15 protein-coding genes are annotated in these 20952 nt (G+C 75.1%); 4 read left to right on the top strand and 11 right to left on the bottom strand.

Annotated elements, in window-relative coordinates:
• Positions 1–115 precede the first annotated feature (115 nt).
• From A6A27_RS06705 to lpdA, 4 genes are all read right to left on the bottom strand, one after another.
• Positions 116–610 (bottom strand): hemerythrin domain-containing protein, encoded by a 495-nt coding sequence (locus tag A6A27_RS06705; RefSeq protein WP_073833667.1) that lies wholly within the window; start codon positions 608–610, stop codon positions 116–118.
• Between the two features lie 109 nt (positions 611–719).
• Positions 720–2051: a low temperature requirement protein A gene (locus tag A6A27_RS06700; protein ID WP_073833666.1), complete on the bottom strand. Its 1332-nt coding sequence runs from the start codon at positions 2049–2051 to the stop codon at positions 720–722.
• A 94-nt stretch (positions 2052–2145) separates the two neighbouring features.
• Positions 2146–3969: a 2-oxoglutarate dehydrogenase, E2 component, dihydrolipoamide succinyltransferase gene (gene sucB / locus A6A27_RS06695; RefSeq protein ID WP_073833665.1), complete on the bottom strand. Its 1824-nt coding sequence runs from the start codon at positions 3967–3969 to the stop codon at positions 2146–2148.
• 67 nt (positions 3970–4036) lie between these two features.
• Complete coding sequence (lpdA, locus tag A6A27_RS06690; RefSeq protein ID WP_073833664.1) at positions 4037–5428, bottom strand: dihydrolipoyl dehydrogenase; 1392 nt, start codon at positions 5426–5428, stop codon at positions 4037–4039.
• A 177-nt stretch (positions 5429–5605) separates the two neighbouring features.
• Between lpdA and A6A27_RS06685 the strand changes: the two genes are divergently transcribed.
• Positions 5606–5935: a hypothetical protein gene (locus A6A27_RS06685; RefSeq protein WP_073833761.1), complete on the top strand. Its 330-nt coding sequence runs from the start codon at positions 5606–5608 to the stop codon at positions 5933–5935.
• 71 nt (positions 5936–6006) lie between these two features.
• Here the strand turns inward: A6A27_RS06685 and A6A27_RS06680 are convergent, their stop codons facing one another.
• Entirely contained in the window at positions 6007–7575 is a 1569-nt protein-coding gene (locus tag A6A27_RS06680; protein WP_073833663.1) for a leucyl aminopeptidase, read from the bottom strand.
• A gap of 162 nt (positions 7576–7737) precedes the next feature.
• On the opposite strand from A6A27_RS06680, the gene gcvT reads away from it, so the two are divergent.
• Positions 7738–8868, top strand: a complete 1131-nt coding sequence (gene gcvT, locus A6A27_RS06675; protein ID WP_073833662.1) for a glycine cleavage system aminomethyltransferase GcvT — start codon at positions 7738–7740, stop codon at positions 8866–8868.
• An 82-nt stretch (positions 8869–8950) separates the two neighbouring features.
• On the opposite strand, the gene A6A27_RS06670 is transcribed toward gcvT, so the two are convergent.
• The 4 genes from A6A27_RS06670 to A6A27_RS47380 form a co-directional block, all read right to left on the bottom strand.
• Positions 8951–10243: a DUF2314 domain-containing protein gene (locus A6A27_RS06670; RefSeq protein WP_073833661.1), complete on the bottom strand. Its 1293-nt coding sequence runs from the start codon at positions 10241–10243 to the stop codon at positions 8951–8953.
• A gap of 62 nt (positions 10244–10305) precedes the next feature.
• Positions 10306–11079 (bottom strand): adenosylcobinamide-GDP ribazoletransferase, encoded by a 774-nt coding sequence (locus tag A6A27_RS06665; protein WP_073833660.1) that lies wholly within the window; start codon positions 11077–11079, stop codon positions 10306–10308.
• On the bottom strand, positions 11069–13003 hold the full coding sequence (locus tag A6A27_RS06660; protein WP_073833659.1) for a bifunctional adenosylcobinamide kinase/adenosylcobinamide-phosphate guanylyltransferase: 1935 nt from the start codon (positions 13001–13003) through the stop codon (positions 11069–11071). Before A6A27_RS06660 ends, A6A27_RS06665 begins: the two co-directional genes overlap by 11 nt.
• Positions 13004–13087: 84 nt before the next feature.
• Complete coding sequence (locus A6A27_RS47380; protein ID WP_198940214.1) at positions 13088–15226, bottom strand: serine/threonine-protein kinase; 2139 nt, start codon at positions 15224–15226, stop codon at positions 13088–13090.
• A 135-nt stretch (positions 15227–15361) separates the two neighbouring features.
• Here A6A27_RS47380 and A6A27_RS06650 point away from each other — a divergent pair, with 135 nt between their 5' ends.
• Both A6A27_RS06650 and A6A27_RS06645 read left to right on the top strand, forming a co-directional pair.
• Positions 15362–15562 carry a hypothetical protein gene (locus tag A6A27_RS06650; RefSeq protein WP_073833657.1) on the top strand — a complete coding sequence of 67 codons (201 nt, stop codon included), beginning with the start codon at positions 15362–15364 and terminating at the stop codon, positions 15560–15562.
• A complete protein-coding gene (locus A6A27_RS06645; protein WP_073833656.1) occupies positions 15562–16356 on the top strand; it encodes a site-2 protease family protein in 795 nt (264 codons plus the stop codon). Before A6A27_RS06650 ends, A6A27_RS06645 begins: the two co-directional genes overlap by 1 nt.
• 103 nt (positions 16357–16459) lie before the next feature.
• Here A6A27_RS06645 and A6A27_RS06640 read toward each other — a convergent pair whose 3' ends face one another.
• Both A6A27_RS06640 and A6A27_RS06635 read right to left on the bottom strand, forming a co-directional pair.
• Entirely contained in the window at positions 16460–17458 is a 999-nt protein-coding gene (locus A6A27_RS06640) for an aldo/keto reductase family protein (RefSeq protein WP_073833655.1), read from the bottom strand.
• Positions 17459–17546: 88 nt separating this feature from the next.
• The gene (locus A6A27_RS06635) at positions 17547–19844 is read right to left on the bottom strand and encodes a WG repeat-containing protein (protein ID WP_083672479.1); all 2298 of its coding nucleotides are present in this window, start codon (positions 19842–19844) and stop codon (positions 17547–17549) included.
• Positions 19845–20952 lie beyond the last annotated feature (1108 nt).

The following is a 20952-nucleotide window of genomic DNA, read 5'->3' as shown; positions in this document are numbered from 1 at the left end:
TGCCAACGGACGAATCCGCCGCCCGGCGCCCTGCCCCTTCGGGGAGCAACTTCGGGGAAAGCGCTGCCTGCCGGCGCCCGGAGGCAGCAACCTCCCGGAAGTTGCGCCGCCGAGGTCAATCCGCGACCGTCGGGACGTCCATGCCGAACAATTCGTGGGGCGTGCCGTCGGTCAGCGCGTCGAGGGCGGCGACCAGCTTCCGTTCCTCGTAACTGAAGTGCGACTCGAGCAGCGCGGCGAGGCCGTCCAGCTCGGCCCGGATCGCCGGCCCGTCGGCCGCCCCGGTGAGCAGGGCGTCGACGCGGCGCAGCAGGTCCGCCACGATCCGGTGGTCCTCGCTCAGTTGGGCGAGGACGGGGCGCAGCTCGGGCACCTGCTCGGCCAGGACGCGGAACGCGCCGGCGTCCTCGCCGGTGTGGTGCCGGTCCAGGGCCGCACAGAAGCCGACGCAGTGGGCGCGTAGCTCGCGGGACAGGCCGGCGCCGTCGCCGTCGGGGGAGTCGAGGCTCGCGCGGAGCCGGGCCAGCTCCGCGCGGAGCCAGTGATGGATCTCGATCAACTGGGTGCCGAGGGCGGTCAGCCGCCCGGCCGGTGAGTGGGATGGGTGCACATGGTCCCCTGCTCTCCCGCGCCTCCATGCCCTCGGCGGCCTTCGTGCCGGATGCACCGCGACGCTACGCCGCACCCTACGCGACCCGGCTGCCGTACGCCGCCCCGCGTCACTCGCCCTCGTCCCGTTCGTCCGGCTCGTGCCAGCGGGCCCGGTAGGCTGCCTCGTGCGCCTCGTGAGCGGTCCGTTCCTCGAAGATCAACTTGCGCAGCGCCTTCCGGCCCTCTTCGAAGATGACCACCTCGGCGGCCACCATGCCCACGCAGATCGCGGTCAGCAGTGCCATGGTTCCCAGCGCCGGCAACTGGTCGACCAGCGGGGGGCAGATGGCAAGCAGCCCGAGGGTGCCGACCCGGGTCCAGCTCAGGGTGTGCAGGGTCCGCAGCTGGAACAGCATGTCGCCGCAGAGGTACAGGAACACTCCGCCGAAGAGCAGCGGCTCGGCCGGGCCGCGGGCCGGCGCCCAGTCGGAGATGTTCGGATTGGTGATCTGGTGCACGATCTGCTCGGCGCCGAGCGCGAAGAGGATGATCCCGGCGATCATCGGCAGATAGCAGTACGCGTACGCGTCCCGGGCCATGGTGAGCCGGGGTTTGCCCTGTGCCGAGTGCAGGGCGATCCGGGCGGCCGGCCCGATCATGTCGTAGTGCGCCCACCAGAGCGCGGCGGTGAAGAAGATGCTGAGCACCGCCGCACCCACCGCTGGCAGGGTGGGTGGCTGCCCGATCAGGTTGCTCCCGACGCCGACCGAGATGACCGACTCGCCCAGGGCGATGATCAGGATCAGGTCGTACCGCTCGGTCCAGTGCTCGGCCGAGGCGATGCCCCAGCCGGAGGCGTTGGCGAGTTGGCCGGTGATGTACTGGAGCAGCACGGCCAAGCCCCACAGCCCGTCCCGGACGACTGGCGCCGCAGCGGAGTCGTGTATCGCCCCAGGGATGAGCGCTGCGGCGAGCAACAGCAGGGTGCTGCCGACCAACTCCGGGGCCAACTTCGTCAACTGCCGGCGTTCGTCCGGGCTGCCCCGTGTTGCCTGCAAAAGGAGCAGCACGTGGACCAGGCGGAACACGATGTAGCTGGCCGCCGCCACGACCGGCCCGGCGGCGTTGCCCCGCACGTCGTGGAACGCCTGCGGCAGCGACAGGGCGAAGGTGAACAGCGCCGCCATGCCGACCGTCATCAGCACCGGCACGAAGCCCTCGCCGAGCCGGACCCGGGTGGCGACCACGCTGTGCAACACCCACGACCACCAGAGCACCGCGAGGACCAGCAGGGCGTGCAGCAGCGCCCCGCCGCTGACATCCCGCGCGGTGGACCGGGTGATGATGAAGAACGAGAAGACGAAAACCAGGTCGAAGAAGACCTCGAACCGGTCCACCCGAGCCGCAGGGGCCATGGGCACGGCGGGCCCCAGGCGCCCCCGCCACCCGAAGCCGCTCACCCGACGAGTCTCTCAGCGGCCGGGCGCTTCCGCGCCGATTCCGGTACAACGAAGGGCGCGCGGCTCAAGCCGCGCGCCCTTCGTCGTCAGGGCGTCAGAGCCCCAGCTCGGCCTCGAAGTTGCCGGCCTCCAGCCGCTCCTTGACCGCGACCAGGAAGCGGGCCGCGTCCGCGCCGTCGATCAGCCGGTGGTCGTACGACATGGCCAGGTAGACCATCGAGCGGACCGCGATGACCTCGCCCAGCTCCGGGTCGTTGACCACGACCGGACGCTTCACCACGGCACCCGTGCCGAGCATCGCCGACTGCGGCGACGGCACGATCGGGGTGTCGAAGAGGGCGCCCCGGCTGCCGGTGTTGGTCAGCGTGAAGGTCGCCCCGGCGATCTCGTCCGGGCTGATCTTGTTGGTCCGGGTGCGCTCGGCCAGGTCGGCGACCCGCTTGGCGATCCCGCCCAGGTTCAGGTCGCCGGCGTTGTGGATGACCGGCACCAGGAGGCCCCGCTCGGTGTCCACGGCGATGCCGAGGTGCTCCGCGTCCGGGTAGGTGATCGTCCCGGCCTCCAGGTCCATCCTGGCGTTGACGATCGGGTAGGTCTGCAGCGCCTCGACGGCCGCCAGGGCGAAGAACGGCAGGAAGGACAGCTTCACGCCGTGCCGCTGCTGGAAGGAGTCCTTCGCCTGCGCCCGCAGCTTGGCGATCTTGGTGACGTCCACCTCGATCACCGTGGTGAGCTGCGCCATCTCGTGCAGCGACTGCTGCATCCGCTTGGCGATGGCCGCGCGGATCCGGGGCAGCTTCTCGGTGGTGCCGCGCTTCGCGCTCGGCTGCGGCTTTGCGGCCGGCTTCGCCGGAGCAGCCGCAGCGGCCGGAGCGGCCGGAGCGGCGGCCTGCGGTGCCGGCGCGGCCTTGGCGGCCTTCGCCTTCTCGGCCGCCTCCAGGACATCCTGCTTGCGGATCCGCCCGCCGACGCCGCTGCCGTTCACCGAGGACAGGTTCACCCCGTGCTCGGCGGCCAGCTTGCGTACCAGCGGGGTCACGTAGCCGGCGGCCTCCTCGCCGCCACCCTGGACGGGGGCGGTCGGACGCTGCGGGGCGGGAGCCGGCGCGGCGGGCTGCGCGGCCTGCTCGGCCCGCATCGGCTGGGCGGCGGTCTCCGCCTCCGGGGCCGGCTGGTTGTACGACACGCCCGGGGTCGGCTCCTCGGCCTTCGGCGCCGGCTGGGCCGGGGCCGGCGGCGCGGGCTTGGCCTCGGCCTGCGGGGCGGGCTTGGCCTCAGGCTGCGGCGCAGCCGGGGCGGCGCCGGCCGCACCGATGATCGCCAGGTCGGCGCCGACCTCGGCGGTCTCGTCCTCGGCGACCTTGATCTCCAGCAGCGTGCCGGCGACCGGCGACGGGATCTCCGTGTCGACCTTGTCGGTGGACACCTCCAGCAGCGGCTCGTCCACCTCGACGCTGTCGCCCACCTGCTTGAGCCAGCGGGTGACCGTACCCTCGGTGACGCTCTCCCCGAGGGCCGGCATCTTGACCGGGGTGCCCGCGCCCGACGGCGCCGGGGCCGCCTGGGCCGCCGGCTGCTCGACGGCCGGCTGCTCCGCCTCGGCCTGGGGCTCGGCGGCGGCCTCCTCGGCCTCCTCCGCCGGGGCCGCCTGCGGCGCGACCGCCCCGCCGGCCTGCTCGCCCTCGCCGGCGATGACCGCCAGCTCGCTGCCGACCTCGGCGGTCTCGTCCTCGCCGACCACGATCCGGCTCAGCACGCCCGCCGCGGGCGACGGGATCTCGGTGTCCACCTTGTCCGTGGACACCTCCAGCAGCGGCTCGTCGACCTCGACGGTATCGCCCTCCTGCTTGAGCCAGCGCGTGACGGTGCCCTCGGTGACGCTCTCACCGAGCCGGGGCATGGTGACCGATACCGGCATGTTCTCCAGACTCCTTCATTCCCCTGGTGGGATCATCGCCCGTCGCCGGACGCCGCGGTTGTCGTGGTCAGTTGTGCGCGTGCAGCGGCTTGCCGGCGAGGGCCAGGTGCGCCTCGCCCAGGGCCTCGTTCTGCGTCGGGTGGGCGTGCACGAGCTGCGCCACCTCGGCCGGGTACGCCTCCCAGTTGTAGATGAGCTGCGCCTCGCCGATCAGCTCGCCGACCCGCGCGCCGACCATGTGCACGCCGACCACCGGGCCGTCCTCGACCCGGAGCAGCTTCACGTGGCCGGTGGTCTTGAGGATCTGGCTCTTGCCGTTGCCACCCAGCGGGTAGTTGTAGGTCTTGATCTTGTCGGCGCCGTACTGCTCCTTGGCCTTCGTCTCGGTCAGGCCGACCGACGCCAGCTCCGGGTCGCAGTAGGTGACCCGCGGGATGCCGGCCTCGTCGATCACGGCCGGGTTCTGGCCAGCGATCTCCTCGGCGACGAAGATGCCCTGCTGGAAGCCGCGGTGCGCGAGCTGCAGGCCGGGCACGATGTCGCCGACCGCGTAGACGTTCGGCACGCTGGTGCGCAGCCGCTCGTCGGTCAGCACGTAGCCGCGGTCCATCTTGACGCCCTGCTCCTCGTAGCCGAGGTTGGCGGTGTTCGGCCCGCGCCCAACGGCGACCAGCAGCAGCTCGGCCTCGACGGTGTCGCCACCCTGGATGGTCAGCCGGACGCCGTTCTCGGTCTTCTCGACCTTCTCGAACGGCTTGCCGACCTTGAAGTTGATCTTCCGCTTGCGGAACGCCCGCTCCAGCGCCTTGGACGACTCCTCGTCCTCGGCGGCGACCAGACGGGGCAGCGCCTCGACGATGGTCACGTCGACGCCGAAGGACTTCCACACGCTGGCGAACTCGACGCCGATCACGCCGCCGCCGAGCACGATCGCCGAGGCCGGGACCCGGTCCATGACCAGGGCGTGGTCGCTGGTGATGATCCGCTCGCCGTCGATCTCCAGGCCGGGCAGGCTCTTTGCGTACGAGCCGGAGGCCAGGACGACGTTGCGGCCGGTGTAGCGCTTGCCGTCGACCTCGACGGTGTTCGGCGCGACCAGCTTGCCGGCGCCCGCCACGAAGGTGATGTTCTTTGCGCCGCCCACCAGGCCCTGGAGGCCCTTGTAGAGCCGCGAGATCACCCCGTCCTTGTACGAGTTGACGGCGGCCATGTCGATGCCGACCAGCTCGGCCTTGACGCCGAACTGCTCCGACTCGCGGGTCTGGTCGGCGATCTCGGCGGCGTGCAGCAGGGCCTTGGTCGGGATGCAGCCGTTGTGCAGGCAGGTGCCCCCGAGCTTGCCCTTCTCGATCAGGGCCACCGACAGGTTCAGCTGGGCGGCGCGCAGCGCGGTCGCGTAGCCGCCGCTACCACCTCCGAGGATCACGATGTCGAAGGTTGCGTCGTTCGGCTCGCTCACGTCCAACTCCCAGGTCGCGTCACTGCTTCGGGGGTTACGGTGGAGTAACAGGCACACCCCACCTCGGTCATCTTGTCACCACCGCCGACGAAGCGCGTAGTGAGGTGCCCAACGACACGTCCCCGCCACGTACGCTTGGCACCGTCTTCGATGACGTACGGGGAGGGGTTGGGCGCGGTGGGGCTGTTCCGACGACGCAAGCGGACGGACGCGGTGAGTCGCGACCGGGTCGCTCAGCGCGCCGATCTGGACCACCTTGAGAGTTTTGTCCGCACTCGGCGTGGCGTCGAGGCGTACATCGAGCCCCGGACCACGGTCACCGAGACCACGGTCATGCTGATCGCCGGCGACGGCGAGTGGACCCGGCGGCGGGTCGGCAGCCCGGAGGAGGCGCGCCGCTTCGCCCACAAGCTCGCCATCCCGATCTACGACGTCCGGCTGATGGGCTATCCGCAGCGCATGCGCGACTACAACGAACGCCGCAAGCGCCGCCCCGAACTCTTCTGACACCCGTTCGAGCGGGCAGACGCGCGGACGGGGTGCCCCCGGAAGGGACACCCCGTCGACCAGAGGTGAGGTCAGCCGTTGGCGGCGACGTCCTCGACCAGGTGGACCAGGGTGCGGACCGGGACGCCGGTGCCGCCCTTGGTCCAGTAGCCCGTCGCCTCGCCCGAGTGGTAGCCGGGGCCGGCGATGTCGATGTGCGCCCAGGCCACGTCCTCGGTGACGAACTCGCGCAGGAAGACGCCGCCCTGGAGCATGTGACCGGCCCGGTCCATGCCGGCGTTGACCTGCGAGATGTCCGCCACGTCGGAGTCCATGCCCTTGCGCACGTCGTCCGGCAGCGGCATCGGCCAGGCCGGCTCGCCGGTGGCCTCACCAGCCGCCTTCACCCGATCGCACAGCTCCGGGGTGCCCATCACGCCGGCGATCTTCTTGCCCAGCGAGATCACCTGACCGCCGGTCAGGGTCGAGGTCTCGAACAGGTAGTCGGCGCCGTCCTCGCAGGCCCGGGCGATGCCGTCGGCGAGAATCATCCGGCCCTCGGCGTCGGTGTTGAGCACCTCCACCTTCTTGCCGCTGTACATGGTGATCACGTCGCCCGGCCGGTAGCTGGTGCCCGAGGGCATGTTCTCCGCCATCGGCAGGTAGCCGGTCACCGCCACCGACGGCTTGAGCGCCGCGACCGCCAGCATGGCCGCGCCGACCGCCGCCGCGCCGGCCATGTCGGACTTCATCTCCCACATGCCCTGGGCCGGCTTGATCGAGATGCCGCCGGTGTCGAAGGTGATGCCCTTGCCGACCAGCGCCACCCGCTTGCCGTTGCCGCCACCGGACGGGGTGTAGGTCAACTTCACCAGCCGCGGCGGCGCCTCCGAGCCCTGCCCGACGGCGAGGATGCCGCCGTACCCGCCGGACTTCAGGGCCGCCTCGTCGAGCACCTCGACGCCGAGCCCGGCCTCCCGGGCGGCGGCGGCCACGGCCTCGGCGAACGCCGGCGGGCGCAGCTCGTTCGGGGCGGTGTTGACCCAGTCCCGGCTGGTCAGCACCGCGCCGGCGACCGCCTGGGCCCGGGTGATCTCCGCCTGCGCGGTCGCGTCGGCGGCGTCCGGCACCGCGATCAGCACGTCGGCAACCGGCTCGCGCCGTCCCGGCTGCGGCTTGGTCTTGTAGCCGGCGAACCGGTACCCGCCGAGCAGCGCGCCCTCGGCGACCGCGCGCAGCGCCGCCGGGGCGTCGGCGTCGTCGGGCAGCGGCAGGGCGAGCGCCACGCGCGGCGCGCCGGCCAGGGCGCGTACCGCCGCGCCGGCCGCCCGGCGCAGGGTCTCCGGCGCCGGGGCCGCGCCGGACGGCTCGGGGCCGAGGCCGACGGCGGTGACCAGCGGGGCGGTGACGGTGCCAAGCGTGGCCAGCTTGATCACCTCGCCGGGGCCGCCGGTCGCGCCGAGCAGCGCCAGCGTCTCGGTCAGCTTGCCGTCGAACGCGGCGGCGATGCTCTCCGCGCCGCTGGCCAGCAGCAGGGCGCCGGCGGGTGAACCCGAGCCCTGTTCCGCGGTCTGGCTGTGCACGCCGATCACGATCGCGTCGACGGCGAGTTCGGCGGGGTCGGTGTCGACCAGGCTGAGGGTGGTGCGGGACGATGTCACTGAAGCTACTCCGGGCGGGCCGGGCCGGTCGCGTGGTCGCGTACCGGCGATGAAGGTCTCCGGCGGCAACCTACCCGCCGGACGCGTGGCTGTCCCGCCGATGGGCCTCGACGGGTCCCGCCGATGCTAACCAGGCGTTCAGGTGGCGGTAAGTTGCCACCCATGACCGAGGTGACCTCCGACGCCGCCGCGACCCGGCTGCGCCGTTCCCCGCTGCACGAGCGGCACGCCGCCGCCGGCGCCAAGTTCGCCCCCTTCGGGGGTTGGGAGATGCCGCTGGAGTACGCCGGTGGCGGCGTGCTCAAGGAGCACACCGCGGTGCGTACCGGGGTGGGCGTCTTCGACGTCTCGCATCTCGGCAAGGCGCGGATCACCGGGCCGGGAGCCGCGGACTTCGTCAACGCCTGCCTCACCAACGACCTCGGCCGGATCGCCCCCGGCAAGGCGCAGTACACCCTCTGCTGCGACGACGCGACCGGTGGCGTGGTGGACGACATCATCGCCTACCTGCACGCCGACGACCACGTCTTCCTGATTCCGAACGCGGCGAACACGGCCGAGGTGGTCCGTCGCCTGCGTGCCGCCGCGCCGGCCGGGGTGGTCATCACCGACGAGCACGAGGCGTACGCCGTCCTCGCCGTGCAGGGGCCGCGTTCGGCGGAGCTGCTCGGCGCGCTGGGCCTGCCCACCGAGCACGACTACATGAGCTTCTCCACCGCGACGCTGGACAGTGTCGCGCTGACCGTGTGCCGCACCGGCTACACCGGCGAGCTCGGCTACGAGCTGGTGATCCCGGCCGAGCACGCGCTCGCCGTCTGGGACGCGCTGTTCGCCGCCGGAGCGGCGTACGAGCTGCGGGCCTGCGGGCTGGCCGCGCGGGACACCCTGCGCACCGAGATGGGGTACCCGCTGCACGGGCAGGACCTCTCGCTGGAGATCACCCCGGTGCAGGCCCGCTCCGGCTGGGCGGTGGGCTGGGACAAGCCGGCCTTCTGGGGCCGGGACGTGCTGCTCGCCGAGAAGGCCGCCAGCCCCCGGCGTACGCTGCGCGGGCTCGAGGCGGTCGACCGGGCGATTCCGCGCCCGGGGATGGCCGTGTACGCCGGCGACACCCGGGTCGGCACGGTCACCAGCGGCACGTTCAGCCCGACGAAGAAGCAGGGCATCGCGCTCGCCCTGATCGACACCGAGCCCAAGTTCGCCGACGGCGAGGTCCTCGAGGTCGACATCCGCGGCCGCCGCGCCCAGCTGCGCCTCCACCGCCCACCGTTCGTCAAGCCCTCGGTCCGCTGACCTGTTGCGTTGATCATGAGGTTGGCGGCGATGTCGATCTCCGTCGACGCCGCCAACCTCATGATCGACGGAGAAACGGGCGTCAGTCGACGGTGGGGGGTTCGCCGGCGTCCAGGACCGCCTGGGTCCAGCCGCCCTCGATGACGCCGGTGCCGTCGAGCAGGGCCCAGTCGACGACATCCGTCGCCTCCACGACCACCGGGGCGCCGATCCGGACGCTCGGGTCGCTGTTGGCGTCGCTGGCGCTGGCCCCGACGATCCGCTCCGGACTGTCCCAGGACGTCACCCCGGCCCAGACGAACTCGGGACCCTCGTCGCCGGGCAGGCCGTACTTGACCACGAGCTGGGTCTCGGCGGGCAACTGACCGGAGAGGAAGCGGACCCGGATGTCGCCCAGGCCGGCCCGGGCGGTGGCGATCGCCCGGCTCATCGCGTCACCCGGCCGGGCGTACCGGACGTCCGGCTGGATGCCGTTGAACAGGGTGGCGCAGGCGGCGGCGAAGTAGCGGCCGGCCGGACCGGGATGCCCCGGCGGCGGGTTGAGGCTGAGGAACGAGTCGGCGTCCGGGTCGGTGGCCGGGTCCAGCTCCAGCCTCAGCAGCACCGGCGCGGTCGCACCGTGCTGCTCCGGATTGCCGTACGCCACGGCGATGTCGTGCCCGGTCACCGTGGCCAGCACCGGGAGCTGTACGAACGCGGGCACCTCCTCGCCGGCCAGCCCCTCGGTCCAGTCCCGCAGCAACCGCCGGGCGGCACCGGTCATCACCGCGCCCCAGGCCCGGGTCAGGTGGTCCGGCACCCCCTGGGCCTGCAGCTCCAGCAGCCCGAACCGGCGCAGCCCCTTGGTGGTGAACCACAGCCCGTCCGCGTCCGACGAGTACGGCACCAGCACCCAGTCGACCAGCCGGATCCGGCCCTGCTCGTCGGGGAGCGAGCGCAGCGCGGCCGCCGGGTCGAGGAACTGGAGGCCGAAGACGTCCACCACGTCCCCGTCGACCGTCTCGGCGATCGCCGCGGCCACCGCCCGGGCCGCCCACTCGTGCGCCGGCGGCCAGCCCGGCCGGTACTCGGCCTGGACCACCACGAGGTGGGTGGCGGCGGCCAGCCGGGCCAGCTGGGCCTCGGTGGCGCCGAACGCGGTGAGCAGATCCGGCGGCAGCTCGGGGAACTCGCCGATCGGCCGGGTGTCGACGCTCATCAGCGGGCTGTCCAGCATCTGCCGCGCCAGCCCGTGCACCGGCTCGGCGAGCCGCCCGGCCAGGCGCTCCACCGCCGTCTTCGGGCTGACCTTCGGCAGCCCCGCGATGGGCACCAGATAGGTCGCGTCCAGCGACTCCGGCACCGGTACGGGCAGGAAGTCGTCCGTGATGAGCATGTCGTCCCCCTCGACCGTGCCGGTGCCTCGTCCCGAACGCTACCTGCCCGGACGGGTGACGCTCAGCCGGACAGCGCCAGTCCCAGGTAGACCAGCGTGGTGACGATCTCCACGGTGGCCCCGAGCACGTCCCCGGTGATCCCGCCGAGCCGGCGTACCACGTGGGTGAGGAGCCCGGCCGCGACGGCGAGCGCCGCGACGACGGCGAGTGGCCCCTGCCACGGCCGGCCCGGCACCGCCGGCACGGCCAGCAGCGCGACGGCGGCCGTGCCGACCACCAGGGCGACCGGCCCCACCGTGCCGGCCACCAGCGCGCCCAGCCCCTCCGGCCGGGCCGCCGGCACCCCGCGCCGGCAGGCCAGGGCCACCCCGAGCCGACCGGCGGCGGTGGCGGCGGCCACCGCGGCGAGCGCCGCCGGCCACGACCGCCCGGCCAGCTCCGCGAGCACCGCCGCCTGCAGCAGCAGTACGACCACCAGCGCGACCACCCCGAACGGGCCGACGTCCGGCTTCTTCATGATCTCCAGCGCCGCCGCACCCCGCCGGTACGACCCCAGCGCGTCCACGGTGTCGGCCAGCCCGTCCAGGTGCAGGCCCCGGGTGAGCAGGGCGCCGAGCCCGACGGTGACCCCGGCGGCGACCAGCGGGGGAGCGAGGGCGGCGGTCAACAGCAGCACCGCCGCGAGGAACGCGCCGAGCAGTGCCCCGACCGCCGGGGCGAGCGCCATCGCGGTGCCGGCCGCGGCCCGGTCGACCCGACCGGTGCGCACCGGCAGTGTGGTGAAGGTGGTGACCGCCAGCCGGATCCCGTCCGCGAGCCGGGGCTCAGTCGGCACGCCGGTCGGGGGACTCCGGCACCGCGACCGGCTCGTCCGGCTCGTCGGTAACGGGCCTGCTGGGTCCCGGCCCGGCGGGCTCCGGCTCGGCGAACTCCGGCTCGTAGGGGGGCGGAACGGGCTCCGGCTCGGTGGTGGTGGGCCCGGGGCCGGCCGGCTCCGGCTCGGCGAACTCCTCCTCGTCCGCGCCGCCCCGCAGTGACGGGTGCACCGGCAGGCCGGCGGCGAGCGCCAGCATCGAGTTCAACAGCGGCAGGGTGGCCAGCGCGGTAGCCCCCTCGCCCAGGTTGAGCCGCAGGTCCACCAGCGGGGTCAGGCCGAGCACGTCGGCGGCGAGCCGCACGGCGGGCTGCCCGCCGTGGTCGGGCAGCAGGCACCAGTGCCGGGCCTGCCCGGCCAGGTCGCGGCTGACCAGGCCGGCGGCCACCCCGACCGGCCCGTCCAGCAGCACCGGTATGCGGCGGGCGGTCGCCCCGAGCAGCACGCCGGTGGCCATCGCGATGTCGCCGCCGCCCAGCTCGGCCAGCACCTCCTTGGCGTCACGCGAGCTGCGGCGGGTGCGGTGCAGGGCGTCCCGGACCGCCGCGCAGCGGGCCATCCAGGCCGCGTCGTCGATCAGACCCTGCTCGCTGATCACCCGGCCCAGCACCGCCGGGGGCTCCGCGCCGGCCGTCGCCGCCAGCACCGCCGCGGCCGCCGCCTCGGTGCCCGCGCCGCACGCCGCCAGCACCAGGACGTGTACGCCCGCGTCGGCGGCCTGCTCGGCCAGCCGCCAGCCGTACCGCAGGGCCGACTCGACCTGCTCCGCGGAGAGCGCCGGCCCGTCCTCCATTGCGGCGGAGGCGGGCGCCTCGACCACCTGGAGGCTGGCCCCGCACTCGGCGGCGAGCCGGGCGAGCGCCCCCTGGCCGGCCCGGGCCTGCCGGGCGCGGCGGGCCGACTCGCCGGAAGCCACCCCGGCCGACGCCCCGCCGGCGTGGTCACCGTGCAGCAGCAGGACGCGCAACGAGCTCCACGGCGCAGGGGTCGGGGTGCCCTGGGTGGCGGCGGCGAAGCCGACCACCCGGTCCAGCACGCCGAGGCCGGCGCCGGGGAGGTCCAGGGTGGCGAGCCGGTCGATCGCCTGCGGGCCCGCGTACTCGTCGGGCATCGGCAGTTCCATGCCGGGCTGGATGACCAGGCCGGTGGCGATCATCGGCAGCGCCATGGTGGGGGCGGCCCAGGCGGTGGGCTCCCCCGCGGGAGCGCGGCTCGGTGCGGGCGCCACGGCCGGGGTGAGCACCTCGGGCAGCGCCTCGTCCGGCTGCGCCGGCGCGGCGGGGGCGCCCGCCTGGCCGGGGCCGGCCGGCGCCGGCACGGTGGGGCGCGGCGGCGCGCCGGCCGGCTTCAGCCACGCGGCCTGACCGGCCACCACCAGCACCACGGCGTCGCAGGCGTCGGCGACCGCCCGGTTCGTCGCGCCGAGCGCGTCGGTGAACGCCCGGCCCAGCGGGGTGGTCGGCACCAGGGAGAGCCCCACCTCCGGGCTGACCAGCAGCAACCGGGCGGCGCTGGCCCGGACCGCCGCCGCCAGTTCGGCGATGGTGGCGGAGTCGTCGGCGGGTTGGTGGGCCGGGTCGAGCAGCACGGTCACCCAGCCGCCCAGGTCGTCCACGAGCAGCGTCTCGTTCGGCCCGGCCGCCGCGATCACCTCGGCCAGCCGGCCCGGGTCGGCGGCGGTCTCCTCGGTGGTCCAGCTCCCCGGCCGGCGGGCCCGGTGCGCCGCCAGGCGAGTCGCCCACTCGGTGTCCTCCGGGTCCCCCTCGGGGGCGGTGGCCACGTACCGGACCGTGGGCGCGTCGGCGACCAGCGATTCCGCGAACTCGGACTTGCCGGACCGGATACCGCCGAGCACCAGGAGTGTGTTCCACCCGTCAACGGACATGCCCGTACCTTACGGCCGCCCGGCCGGTCACCGCCTGCCGGCCCGGACGGTGACCGGCGGGCCGCCCCGGGCGGCCGGGCGGGCTCAGTCGCAGTGCTCGAAGGCGCTGCCGTAGCTGGCCCCGCCGAGCGACCCGCCCCACTTCACGCAGGCTCCGGCGGCACCGGCCCGGACCGGCCCGGCGTAGTACTCGAACGCCCCGCTGTCGGTCACGCGGGTCTTCCCCTGCACCTCCAGGTACGCCGACACCGTGGTGGCCCGGCCGACGTCGGTGTCCTTGAGCGTGACCACGCAGTTGGCCCCGCTGGCCGTGTTGTAGAGCAGGTAGACCCGACCCTTGCGGACGCCGTTCGCGGTCAGCGTCGCCGAGTCGATCACCTGGTACCCGCTGCCGCACGCCTGTCCGGCCGTGTACGGGTTGGGCTTCTGCGGGGCGGTCGTGGTCTTCGTCGGCTTCGGTGCACCGGTGGCGCCGGCGGTCGGTGCCGCCGACGTGCCGGCCGACGGAACCGTGGCACCGGGCGCGGAGCGGCTCGGCGTGGCCGAGGGCGACCGGCCGGGCCGCCCGGTGGGGCTCGCCGGCGACTCGGGGGCCGCCCCGGTGGCCGGCGGCTCCGGCTGCCCGGAGTCGGCCGGGGCCGACTCGCCGGTCAGCGCCGTCCGGCCGGCCGACGGGGCCTGGTCCTCGGGACGCAGCGCCGCCACCGCCCCGGCGGTCGCCAGCGCGACGAGGACGACGCCGGCCGCGCCGGCCAGGGCGAGGACCCGCCCCCGCCTGCGGCGCCCCGTCGGCTCCTCCAGCGTCGGCGGCACGCCCGAGCCGGCGTGCTGGTCCTGCTCCGGGTTGTAGCCGCCGGGGCGCGGACCGGGGTGCGCGACCCCGACGGACCAGGCCGGTGCCGGGGCCGGACTTGCGGGCCCGGGGCCGCCGGGCTGTCCGGCGGTGTGGTGGGCGCTCGGCCCGGGCCGAGCGCCCGCGCCGGCACCGGCGGCCGGGCTGGCACCGGCGGCCGGGCTGGCACCGGCGGCCGGGCCGGGATATGTCGGCCCCGCGGTGACCCCTGCGGCCGGGCCGGCATGTCCAGGGGCGGCACCCGGAGCGGCCGGCCCGACGCCACGCGCCGGACCAGCGGCGGGGCGCTCCGTCTCGCCCGGGCCGCCCGGACCGGCGGGGGCGGCTGACGCCGGGCCCGGGCCGGCCGGGAATCCGGCGTGGGCCGATCCGCCCGGCGGGGTACCACCGGCGAGGCCCGAGGCTGTCACACCGGGACCGGCCGTGGCGGGCGAACCGGGAGCGGCCGGGGCGTCCGGCGTCGGGAGCACGGCGGGCCCCGGCACGGCCGGGCCGGCCACCGCCCACGGCGGGCGGCTCGGGACGGGCACGCTGGCCAGCGTGGCGTCCCGGACGTCCTGGGCGGCCTCGGCCAGGGCGAGCGCGGTCGGGTACCGGTCGGCGGGGCGCTTCGCCAGCGCCCGGCGGACCACCTCGACCACCGCCGGGGGCGTGCCCACCGGCAGCGGTGGCGGCTCGTCCTGGGCGTGCCGCAGCGCCACCTGGAGCGGGTTGTCGCCGTCGAACGGCGGCCGGCCGGCCAGGCAGAAGTAGGCGACCGCGCCGAGCGCGTACACGTCGGTGGCGGCCGACACCGCCTGGCCGGTGGCCTGTTCCGGCGACATGTACGAGGCGGTGCCGAGCACCATGTGCGCGGCGGTGATGCCCGCCATGGTGCTGGCCCGGGCGATCCCGAAGTCGACCAGCACCACCGTACCGTCCCGTTTGACCAGCAGGTTCCCCGGCTTGACGTCCCGGTGCACGATTCCGGCGAGGTGGGCGGCGTGCAGCGCGTGGGAGGCCTGCGCCACCACCGACATGGTGGACGCCGGGTCGAGCCGGCCGGCGTGGCGGATCCAGGTCACCAGCGGATCGCCGTCGACGTACTCCATCACCAGGTAGCTGACCTGGCTGCCGTCGGCGAGCGTGGCGGAGCCGGCGTCGTGCACCTGCACGATGCCGGGGTGCCGCAGCGCGGCCAGCATCCGGGCCTCGGCCTGGAAGCGGGTGGTGAACTCGGGGTCGGCGACCAGCGACGGCAGCAGCACCTTCACCGCGACCTCGCGACCCAGCAGGGTGTCGGTGCACTTCCAGACGGCCCCCATGCCGCCGGTCGCGATGCGTTCGTTCAGCCGGTAGCGGTCGCGGAGCACGACTCCTTCAGTCAGCACCGGGCCACCGTACCGGCCGGCCGGCGCGCGCCATGATCCAGCGGCGGCCCCGTCCGGAACGTGGTGCCCGCGTGCGGCCGACTACGCTTGCGGGGGTTCCGTCCCAGGAACGACGGCGGCGAGGGGAGACGCGGCATGGCGTGGAGCTGGCGGTACGAGGGCGCGAACGGCGAGTCGGTCGACGGGCCGACCGAGTCGTTCAGCAGCCAGGCGGACGCCGAGTCGTGGATCGGCCAGACCTGGCGGGAGCTCGCGGCGTCCGGCGTCACTTCCGTCGCGCTCGTCGAGGACGACCGGGTGGAATACCGGATGAGCCTGCTGCCCCCGGCCCAGTGATGGGCTACGACCGCCCGGGCGAACCGCTGGTGCTCGGGGTGCCCCGCGCGGCGTTCCGGCCCAGCCCGATCTTCCTCGCCCTGGTCGCGCTCTTCGTGGTCAGCGGGGTGATGACCTGGCACGGCTACGGCAACGTCCGGTTCGACGTCTTCCTCTTCGCGGTCTCGGGCTGGCTGGTCTCGCTCTGCCTGCACGAGTACGCCCACGCGGTGGTCGCCTACCGCGCCGGCGACCGGGACATCGCCCACCGCGGCTACCTGACACTCAACCCGCTGAAGTACACCAACCCGCTGCTGTCGATCGTGCTGCCCGTGGTGGTGGTGCTGCTCGGCGGCATCGGCCTGCCCGGCGGGGCGGTCTGGGTCGACCGGCACGCCATCCCCGGCCGGCTGCGGCACACCCTGGTCAGCCTGGCCGGTCCGGCCACCAACGTGCTGTTCACCCTGGTCCTGGTGGCGGCGCTGTGGCTCGGGTACGGCAACGTCGGTCCGCTGCAGTTCTGGGCCGGCGTGGGGCTGCTGGCGTTCCTCCAGCTCACCGCCAGCGTGCTCAACCTGCTGCCGGTGCCCGGGCTGGACGGCGGCAACATGATCCAGCCGTGGCTCAGCCCGCAGTACCGCCGGATGTACGACCTGTTCGCCCCGTACGGCTTCATCCTGCTGTTCGCGCTGCTGTGGAGCCCGCGGATCAACGGCTGGTTCTTCGGCGCGCTCTTCAGCGTGGCGGATTTCCTCGGGCTGCCGCCCCAGCTCTACGCACTCGGGTTCGAGCTGATCCGCTTCTGGCGGGGCTGACCGGGCGGCGGGAGCCGCCGCGCAGCGGCGGGGCGACCATGCCTCGGCGTACCCGGGAAGAGGCCCGGGCCGGCGCGGTGGCCGCGCCGGCCCGGGGAGAGCGTCACGGGCGCTGCGCCGGGCTCTCGGTCTTCGCCGGGTCCCGCTCGGTGACCGGCTCGACGATCTCGTCGATCGCCTTGAGCAGGTCGGCGTCGAGCTTCACACCCGCCGCCTTGACGTTGTCGTGCACCTGCTCGGGCCGGGACGCCCCGATGATCGCCGAGGAGACGTTCGGGTTCTGCAGCACCCAGGCGATGGCGAGCTGCGGCATGGTCAGCCCGGCCTGCTCGGCCAGCGGCTTGAGACGCTGCACCCGGGTGAGCACCTCGTCGCCGAGCCACTTGGCGATGAACCCGGCACCCGACTTCTCGTCGGTGGCCCGGGAGCCGACCGGCGGCGGCTGGCCCGGCAGGTACTTGCCGGACAGGACGCCCTGCGCCATCGGCGACCAGACGATCTGGCCGACGCCCAGCTCCTCGCAGGTGGGGATCACCTCGGTCTCGATGACCCGCCACAGCATCGAGTACTGCGGCTGGCTGGAGACCAGCGGGATGCGCAGCTCGCGGGCGAGCTGGTGGGCCTCGCGGATCTGCGACGCCTTCCACTCCGAGACGCCGATGTAGTGCGCCTTGCCGGAGTGCACGACGTCGGCGAACGCCTCCATCGTCTCCTCCAGCGGGGTGCTGTAGTCGTACCGGTGGGCCTGGTAGAGGTCCACGTAGTCGGTCTGCAGGCGGCGCAGCGAGCCGTTGATCGACTCCATGATGTGCTTGCGGGACAGGCCGCGGTCGTTGCGCCCCGGGCCGGTCGGCCAGAAGACCTTGGTGAAGATCTCCAGCCCCTCGCGGCGCTCGCCGTTGAGCGCGCGGCCGAGCACCTCCTCGGCCTTGGTGCCGGCGTATACGTCGGCGGTGTCGAAGGTGGTGATGCCGGTGTCCAGGGCGGCCCGCACACAGGCGGCCGCGGCCTGCTCCTCGACCTGCGAGCCGTGAGTGATCCAGTTGCCGTACGAGATCTCGCTGACCATCAGGCCCGAGCGGCCTAGGTGTCGGAATTCCATACCTCGACCCTAGCCCCGCCGGATCATTGCCGCGCCGAGGCGCGACGCGGGTGTGATGCGCAGCGGGGCAGGCGGCGTGATCCGGGGGTCAGAGCACCGGTGTCGTGTCGGCGAGCAGCCGGTCGATCTCGGCGATCACCGCCGCGCGGCCGGGGTGCACCGGGTCGATCAGCGGCTCGCCCCGGCGGTCCAGCGCGCCCCAGCGGCCCGACCCGTCGCCGACCAGGAAGGCGACCGGGTGTATGACCAGCGCCGGGTACGCCGGCGGGACCAGCACCCGGCCGCTGCGGTCCACCACCCCCCGACGACCGGCCAGCTCCACCACAGCCAGCCCCTCCTCGGTGAAGCCGTCCACCTGGCGGCCGTCGGCCAGGGCGGTGGTGAAGCCGTGGTAGCGGGTCGGCACGACGACCTGACCGGTAGGGTCGACCGCGCCCCAGCCGCCGTTCTGGCGGACCGCCGCCAGGCCCCCCCGGAACGGTCGCACGTCCTCGAACCCTGGCGGGATCTTCACGATGTTGGTGGGGTCGACCGCCATCCACCGGCCCTTGCCGTCCATCGACACCCAGGCCAGACCCTCGGCGAACGAGCTGACCGCCCGGTAGCCGTTGTTCGCCTCGATCAGCGCCGCGCCCGTGGTGTCGATCAGCGCCCAGCGGGACGCCTCCGGCCGGCGTACCCAGGCCACACCCTCGCGGAACGGCTGCACCTCGGCGTACCGGTGCTCGACCACCAGCTCGCCCGCCTCGTCCGCGTACCCCCACAGCTCCTGCTGCTCGTCGAAGGTCGGCACCGGGTACCGCTCGCAGCCCAGGATCGCCTCCCGGCTCCGCGGCTTCGGCCCGAAGCCGTCCGTCGCGGCCCGCGCGGCGACCGCGTCCAGCGCCATCGCCGTACGCGCGTTCAGTTCGGCGTCCTCGGCCTGGCGCAGGTCCAGGGCACGCTCGAAGTGCAGGCACGCCTCGGTCAGCCGGCCCTGGTCGTAGCAGGACCGGCCGGCGTGCTCGTGCAGCGCCGCGCGCAGCCGGTCGGGCAGCTCCGGCGAGTTGGCCTCGGCGAAGAGCCGGTCGGCCTCCGCGTGCTCGCCCCGCCAGCGCAGCACCTCGGCCAGCCGCGCGCGGGCCAGCGCGGTCCGCCGCAGCTCGCCGGTGGCGTCCGCGTACGTGAGGGCGAGCCGGGCGTCGGCGACGGCGTCGTCCAGCTCGCCGAGGATCCGGGACGCCACCGACCGCAGGCTCAGCAGCCGCGCCCGGCTGCGGTTGTCCAGCGCGCTGCCGAGCTTCGTGGTGAGCCCCTCCCGGACCTCGCGCAGCGCCTCCGGATCAGGAGCCTCCTCACGCAGCGTCTCCGGGTGCAGCCGCCACCGGAACGCGGCCAGCGCCTGCTCCGGGTCCGCCGGACGTACCTCCTGCGGTTCGGTCTCCGCCGTCGGCCGCTCCGCCGACGCCGAAGCCTGCGCGGGTGGTGCGGAGACCTGCGCGGGTGGTGCGGAGACCTGGGCCGGTGGTGCGGACACCTGCATCGGTGGTGCGGAGACCTGGGCCGGTGGTGCGGAGACCTGGGCCGGTGGTGCGGACACCTGCGCCGGTGGTGCGGAGACCTGGGCCGGTGGTGCGGACACCTGCGCCGGTGGTGCCGACACGGGTGGCGTTGCCGGTGGGGGCTCGTCGGTCGGACCTGCCGCCGCCGAGGGCGTGGCGGCCGGGACCGGAGGCGCCGACACCGGCGGTGTGCCGGGCTCGGCAGGCGGGCCCGACCCGGGCCGCAGCGAGGCCGCCGCGCCCTCCGAACCGGTCGGGGCGGAAGCGTCGGCGGCCGCGGCGGACGGTGCGTGGTGGTCCGGTCGGGGCTGGACGGCAGCGTCCGGAGCGGCTGGCGCCGACACGGGCGGAGCGGCGGCTACGGGGGCTTCCGGCTCCGTCTGCGGGGCGGCCTCCGAAGCCGTTGGTTCCAAAGTGGTGGGCGCAGCGTACTCCAGCGGCGCAGGGGCGGCCGGTGCTCCGGACTCGGGCTCCGCGGCGGCCTCCCGGGCGGGCCGCGCGACGGCCGGTGCCGGGTCGCGGTCGACCGGCGGCAGCTGCCCGGCGGCGGACTGGGCGGCGACCGGGGAGCGGTCCGGGGACTCCTCGCCGGGCCCGGCCGGCACCGCGGGCGGTGGCGCGCTGACCGGCCGTGCGGCCTCCGGGTCCCCCTGCTGGATCGGCGGTACGGACTCGGGTGCGACCGGGCGCGCCGGGGCAGCCTCGTCCACCGGGGCGGCCGGCGGCGGTACGGGGTGGCTCGGCCGGAACCAGGTCTCCACCTCCTCGACCACCCGGGTGGCCCCGTCGTGGCCCGGCCGGTCCGGCCCCGCCGCCTCGGGGCGGTCGCCGCCGTCCTGCACCATCGGGGTCACACCGTCGGCCGCCTCCCCGGACGTCGAGGTGCCCGGCATGACCGGCCGCGCCTCGGCGGTGGGTGCCGGCCGCCGGGGCATGTCGGTGGCCGGTGCCGGCGGCGCGGCAGTGGACGGGGTCGGGCCGGCCGCCGGAGGCGTGGCCGTGCCGGGTCCGGTTGGTGCCGGGGACACGGGTGGCGCCGGTACGGGCGGGGGTGCCGCCGCGCTCCTGGTCTCGGTCGGAGCAGCCGGTCCGGTGGCCGGAGTGCCGACGGGCGGGCTGGAGACCGGAGCCTCGGCGGGAGGGGTCGCGGCGGTGGGCGGCGTGGCCGCCGGGGGCGGTGAGGCCGGGTGTGCCGGCACGCCGGAGACCGGCCGGGGCTGGGCGGGTGCCGACCGGTCGCGTACCCCGTCGGGCGGGGTCGGCGCGGACGGCGTCCCGGCGCGTACCTCGTCGGGGCGTCCCGGCGTCGGTCGTTCCCGCACGGCGTCGGGGCGGGCCCGGGCGGCCGGGTCGGCGGGCGGACGCCAGCCGTCGCGGGGGCGTGCCGGACCGGGCTCGGCCGGGCGGCCCTGCCACGGCTCCGGGCGGAACGCCGGCCCGTCCTCGGCCCGTGGGCCGACCGGCTCGGGGTGCGGACGGTGCGCGGCCGGGTCGGGACGGCGGGGGTCGTACCGGGCCTCGTCGCCGGGGCGCGGCGGCGGCCCGTCCGGGCGGGGGCGGTCGGGGACGGCCGGCGGGCGGTGCCGCTCGTCGGGCCGGTACGCGGCCGGCTCGGTCCGGGGCCGGCGCTCGCCGACCGGCCACTCCTCGGCCCGTGGGCGCGCGGGGTCGCCCGGGGGGCGCCGGCCGTCCCACCGGTCGTCCGGCCCGAAAGTGGCGGGCTGCGGTTCGCCGTACCGGCCGGGCTCCGGCCGGTACGGATCCACCGGTCGGCGCGGGCCGTCCGGCGCGTCCCGGTACGTCTCGGCCCGCGCGGCGGCCTCCCGGCGCGGGTCGGGCTGGCGGCGTGGCCCGTCGAGGCCGGGGTCCCGTTCGCGGCGGGGCGGACCGTCGAAGCCCGGGTCGGGCCGGTCCGCCGGCGGCCCGAAGGCGGTGCCGCGCCGGTCGGTGGGG

This window comes from Micromonospora sp. CB01531 (genome assembly GCF_001905095.1).
GTDB lineage: Bacteria > Actinomycetota > Actinomycetes > Mycobacteriales > Micromonosporaceae > Micromonospora.
This window is presented reverse-complemented; position numbering and strand designations above follow the sequence as displayed.

What these genes read in the sequence shown, in the direction of transcription:
- A6A27_RS06650 (WP_073833657.1), top strand. Translation starts at nt 15,362, where the DNA reads ATGGCGTGGAGCTGGCGGTACGAGGGCGCGAACGGCGAGTCGGTCGAC.
- A6A27_RS06640 (WP_073833655.1), bottom strand. Translation starts at nt 17,458, where the DNA reads ATGGAATTCCGACACCTAGGCCGCTCGGGCCTGATGGTCAGCGAGATC.
- gcvT (WP_073833662.1), top strand. Translation starts at nt 7,738, where the DNA reads ATGACCGAGGTGACCTCCGACGCCGCCGCGACCCGGCTGCGCCGTTCC.
- A6A27_RS06670 (WP_073833661.1), bottom strand. Translation starts at nt 10,243, where the DNA reads ATGCTCATCACGGACGACTTCCTGCCCGTACCGGTGCCGGAGTCGCTG.
- A6A27_RS06635 (WP_083672479.1), bottom strand. Translation starts at nt 19,844, where the DNA reads ATGGTGCAGGACGGCGGCGACCGCCCCGAGGCGGCGGGGCCGGACCGG.
- A6A27_RS06660 (WP_073833659.1), bottom strand. Translation starts at nt 13,003, where the DNA reads ATGTCCGTTGACGGGTGGAACACACTCCTGGTGCTCGGCGGTATCCGG.
- sucB (WP_073833665.1), bottom strand. Translation starts at nt 3,969, where the DNA reads ATGCCGGTATCGGTCACCATGCCCCGGCTCGGTGAGAGCGTCACCGAG.
- A6A27_RS06645 (WP_073833656.1), top strand. Translation starts at nt 15,562, where the DNA reads ATGGGCTACGACCGCCCGGGCGAACCGCTGGTGCTCGGGGTGCCCCGC.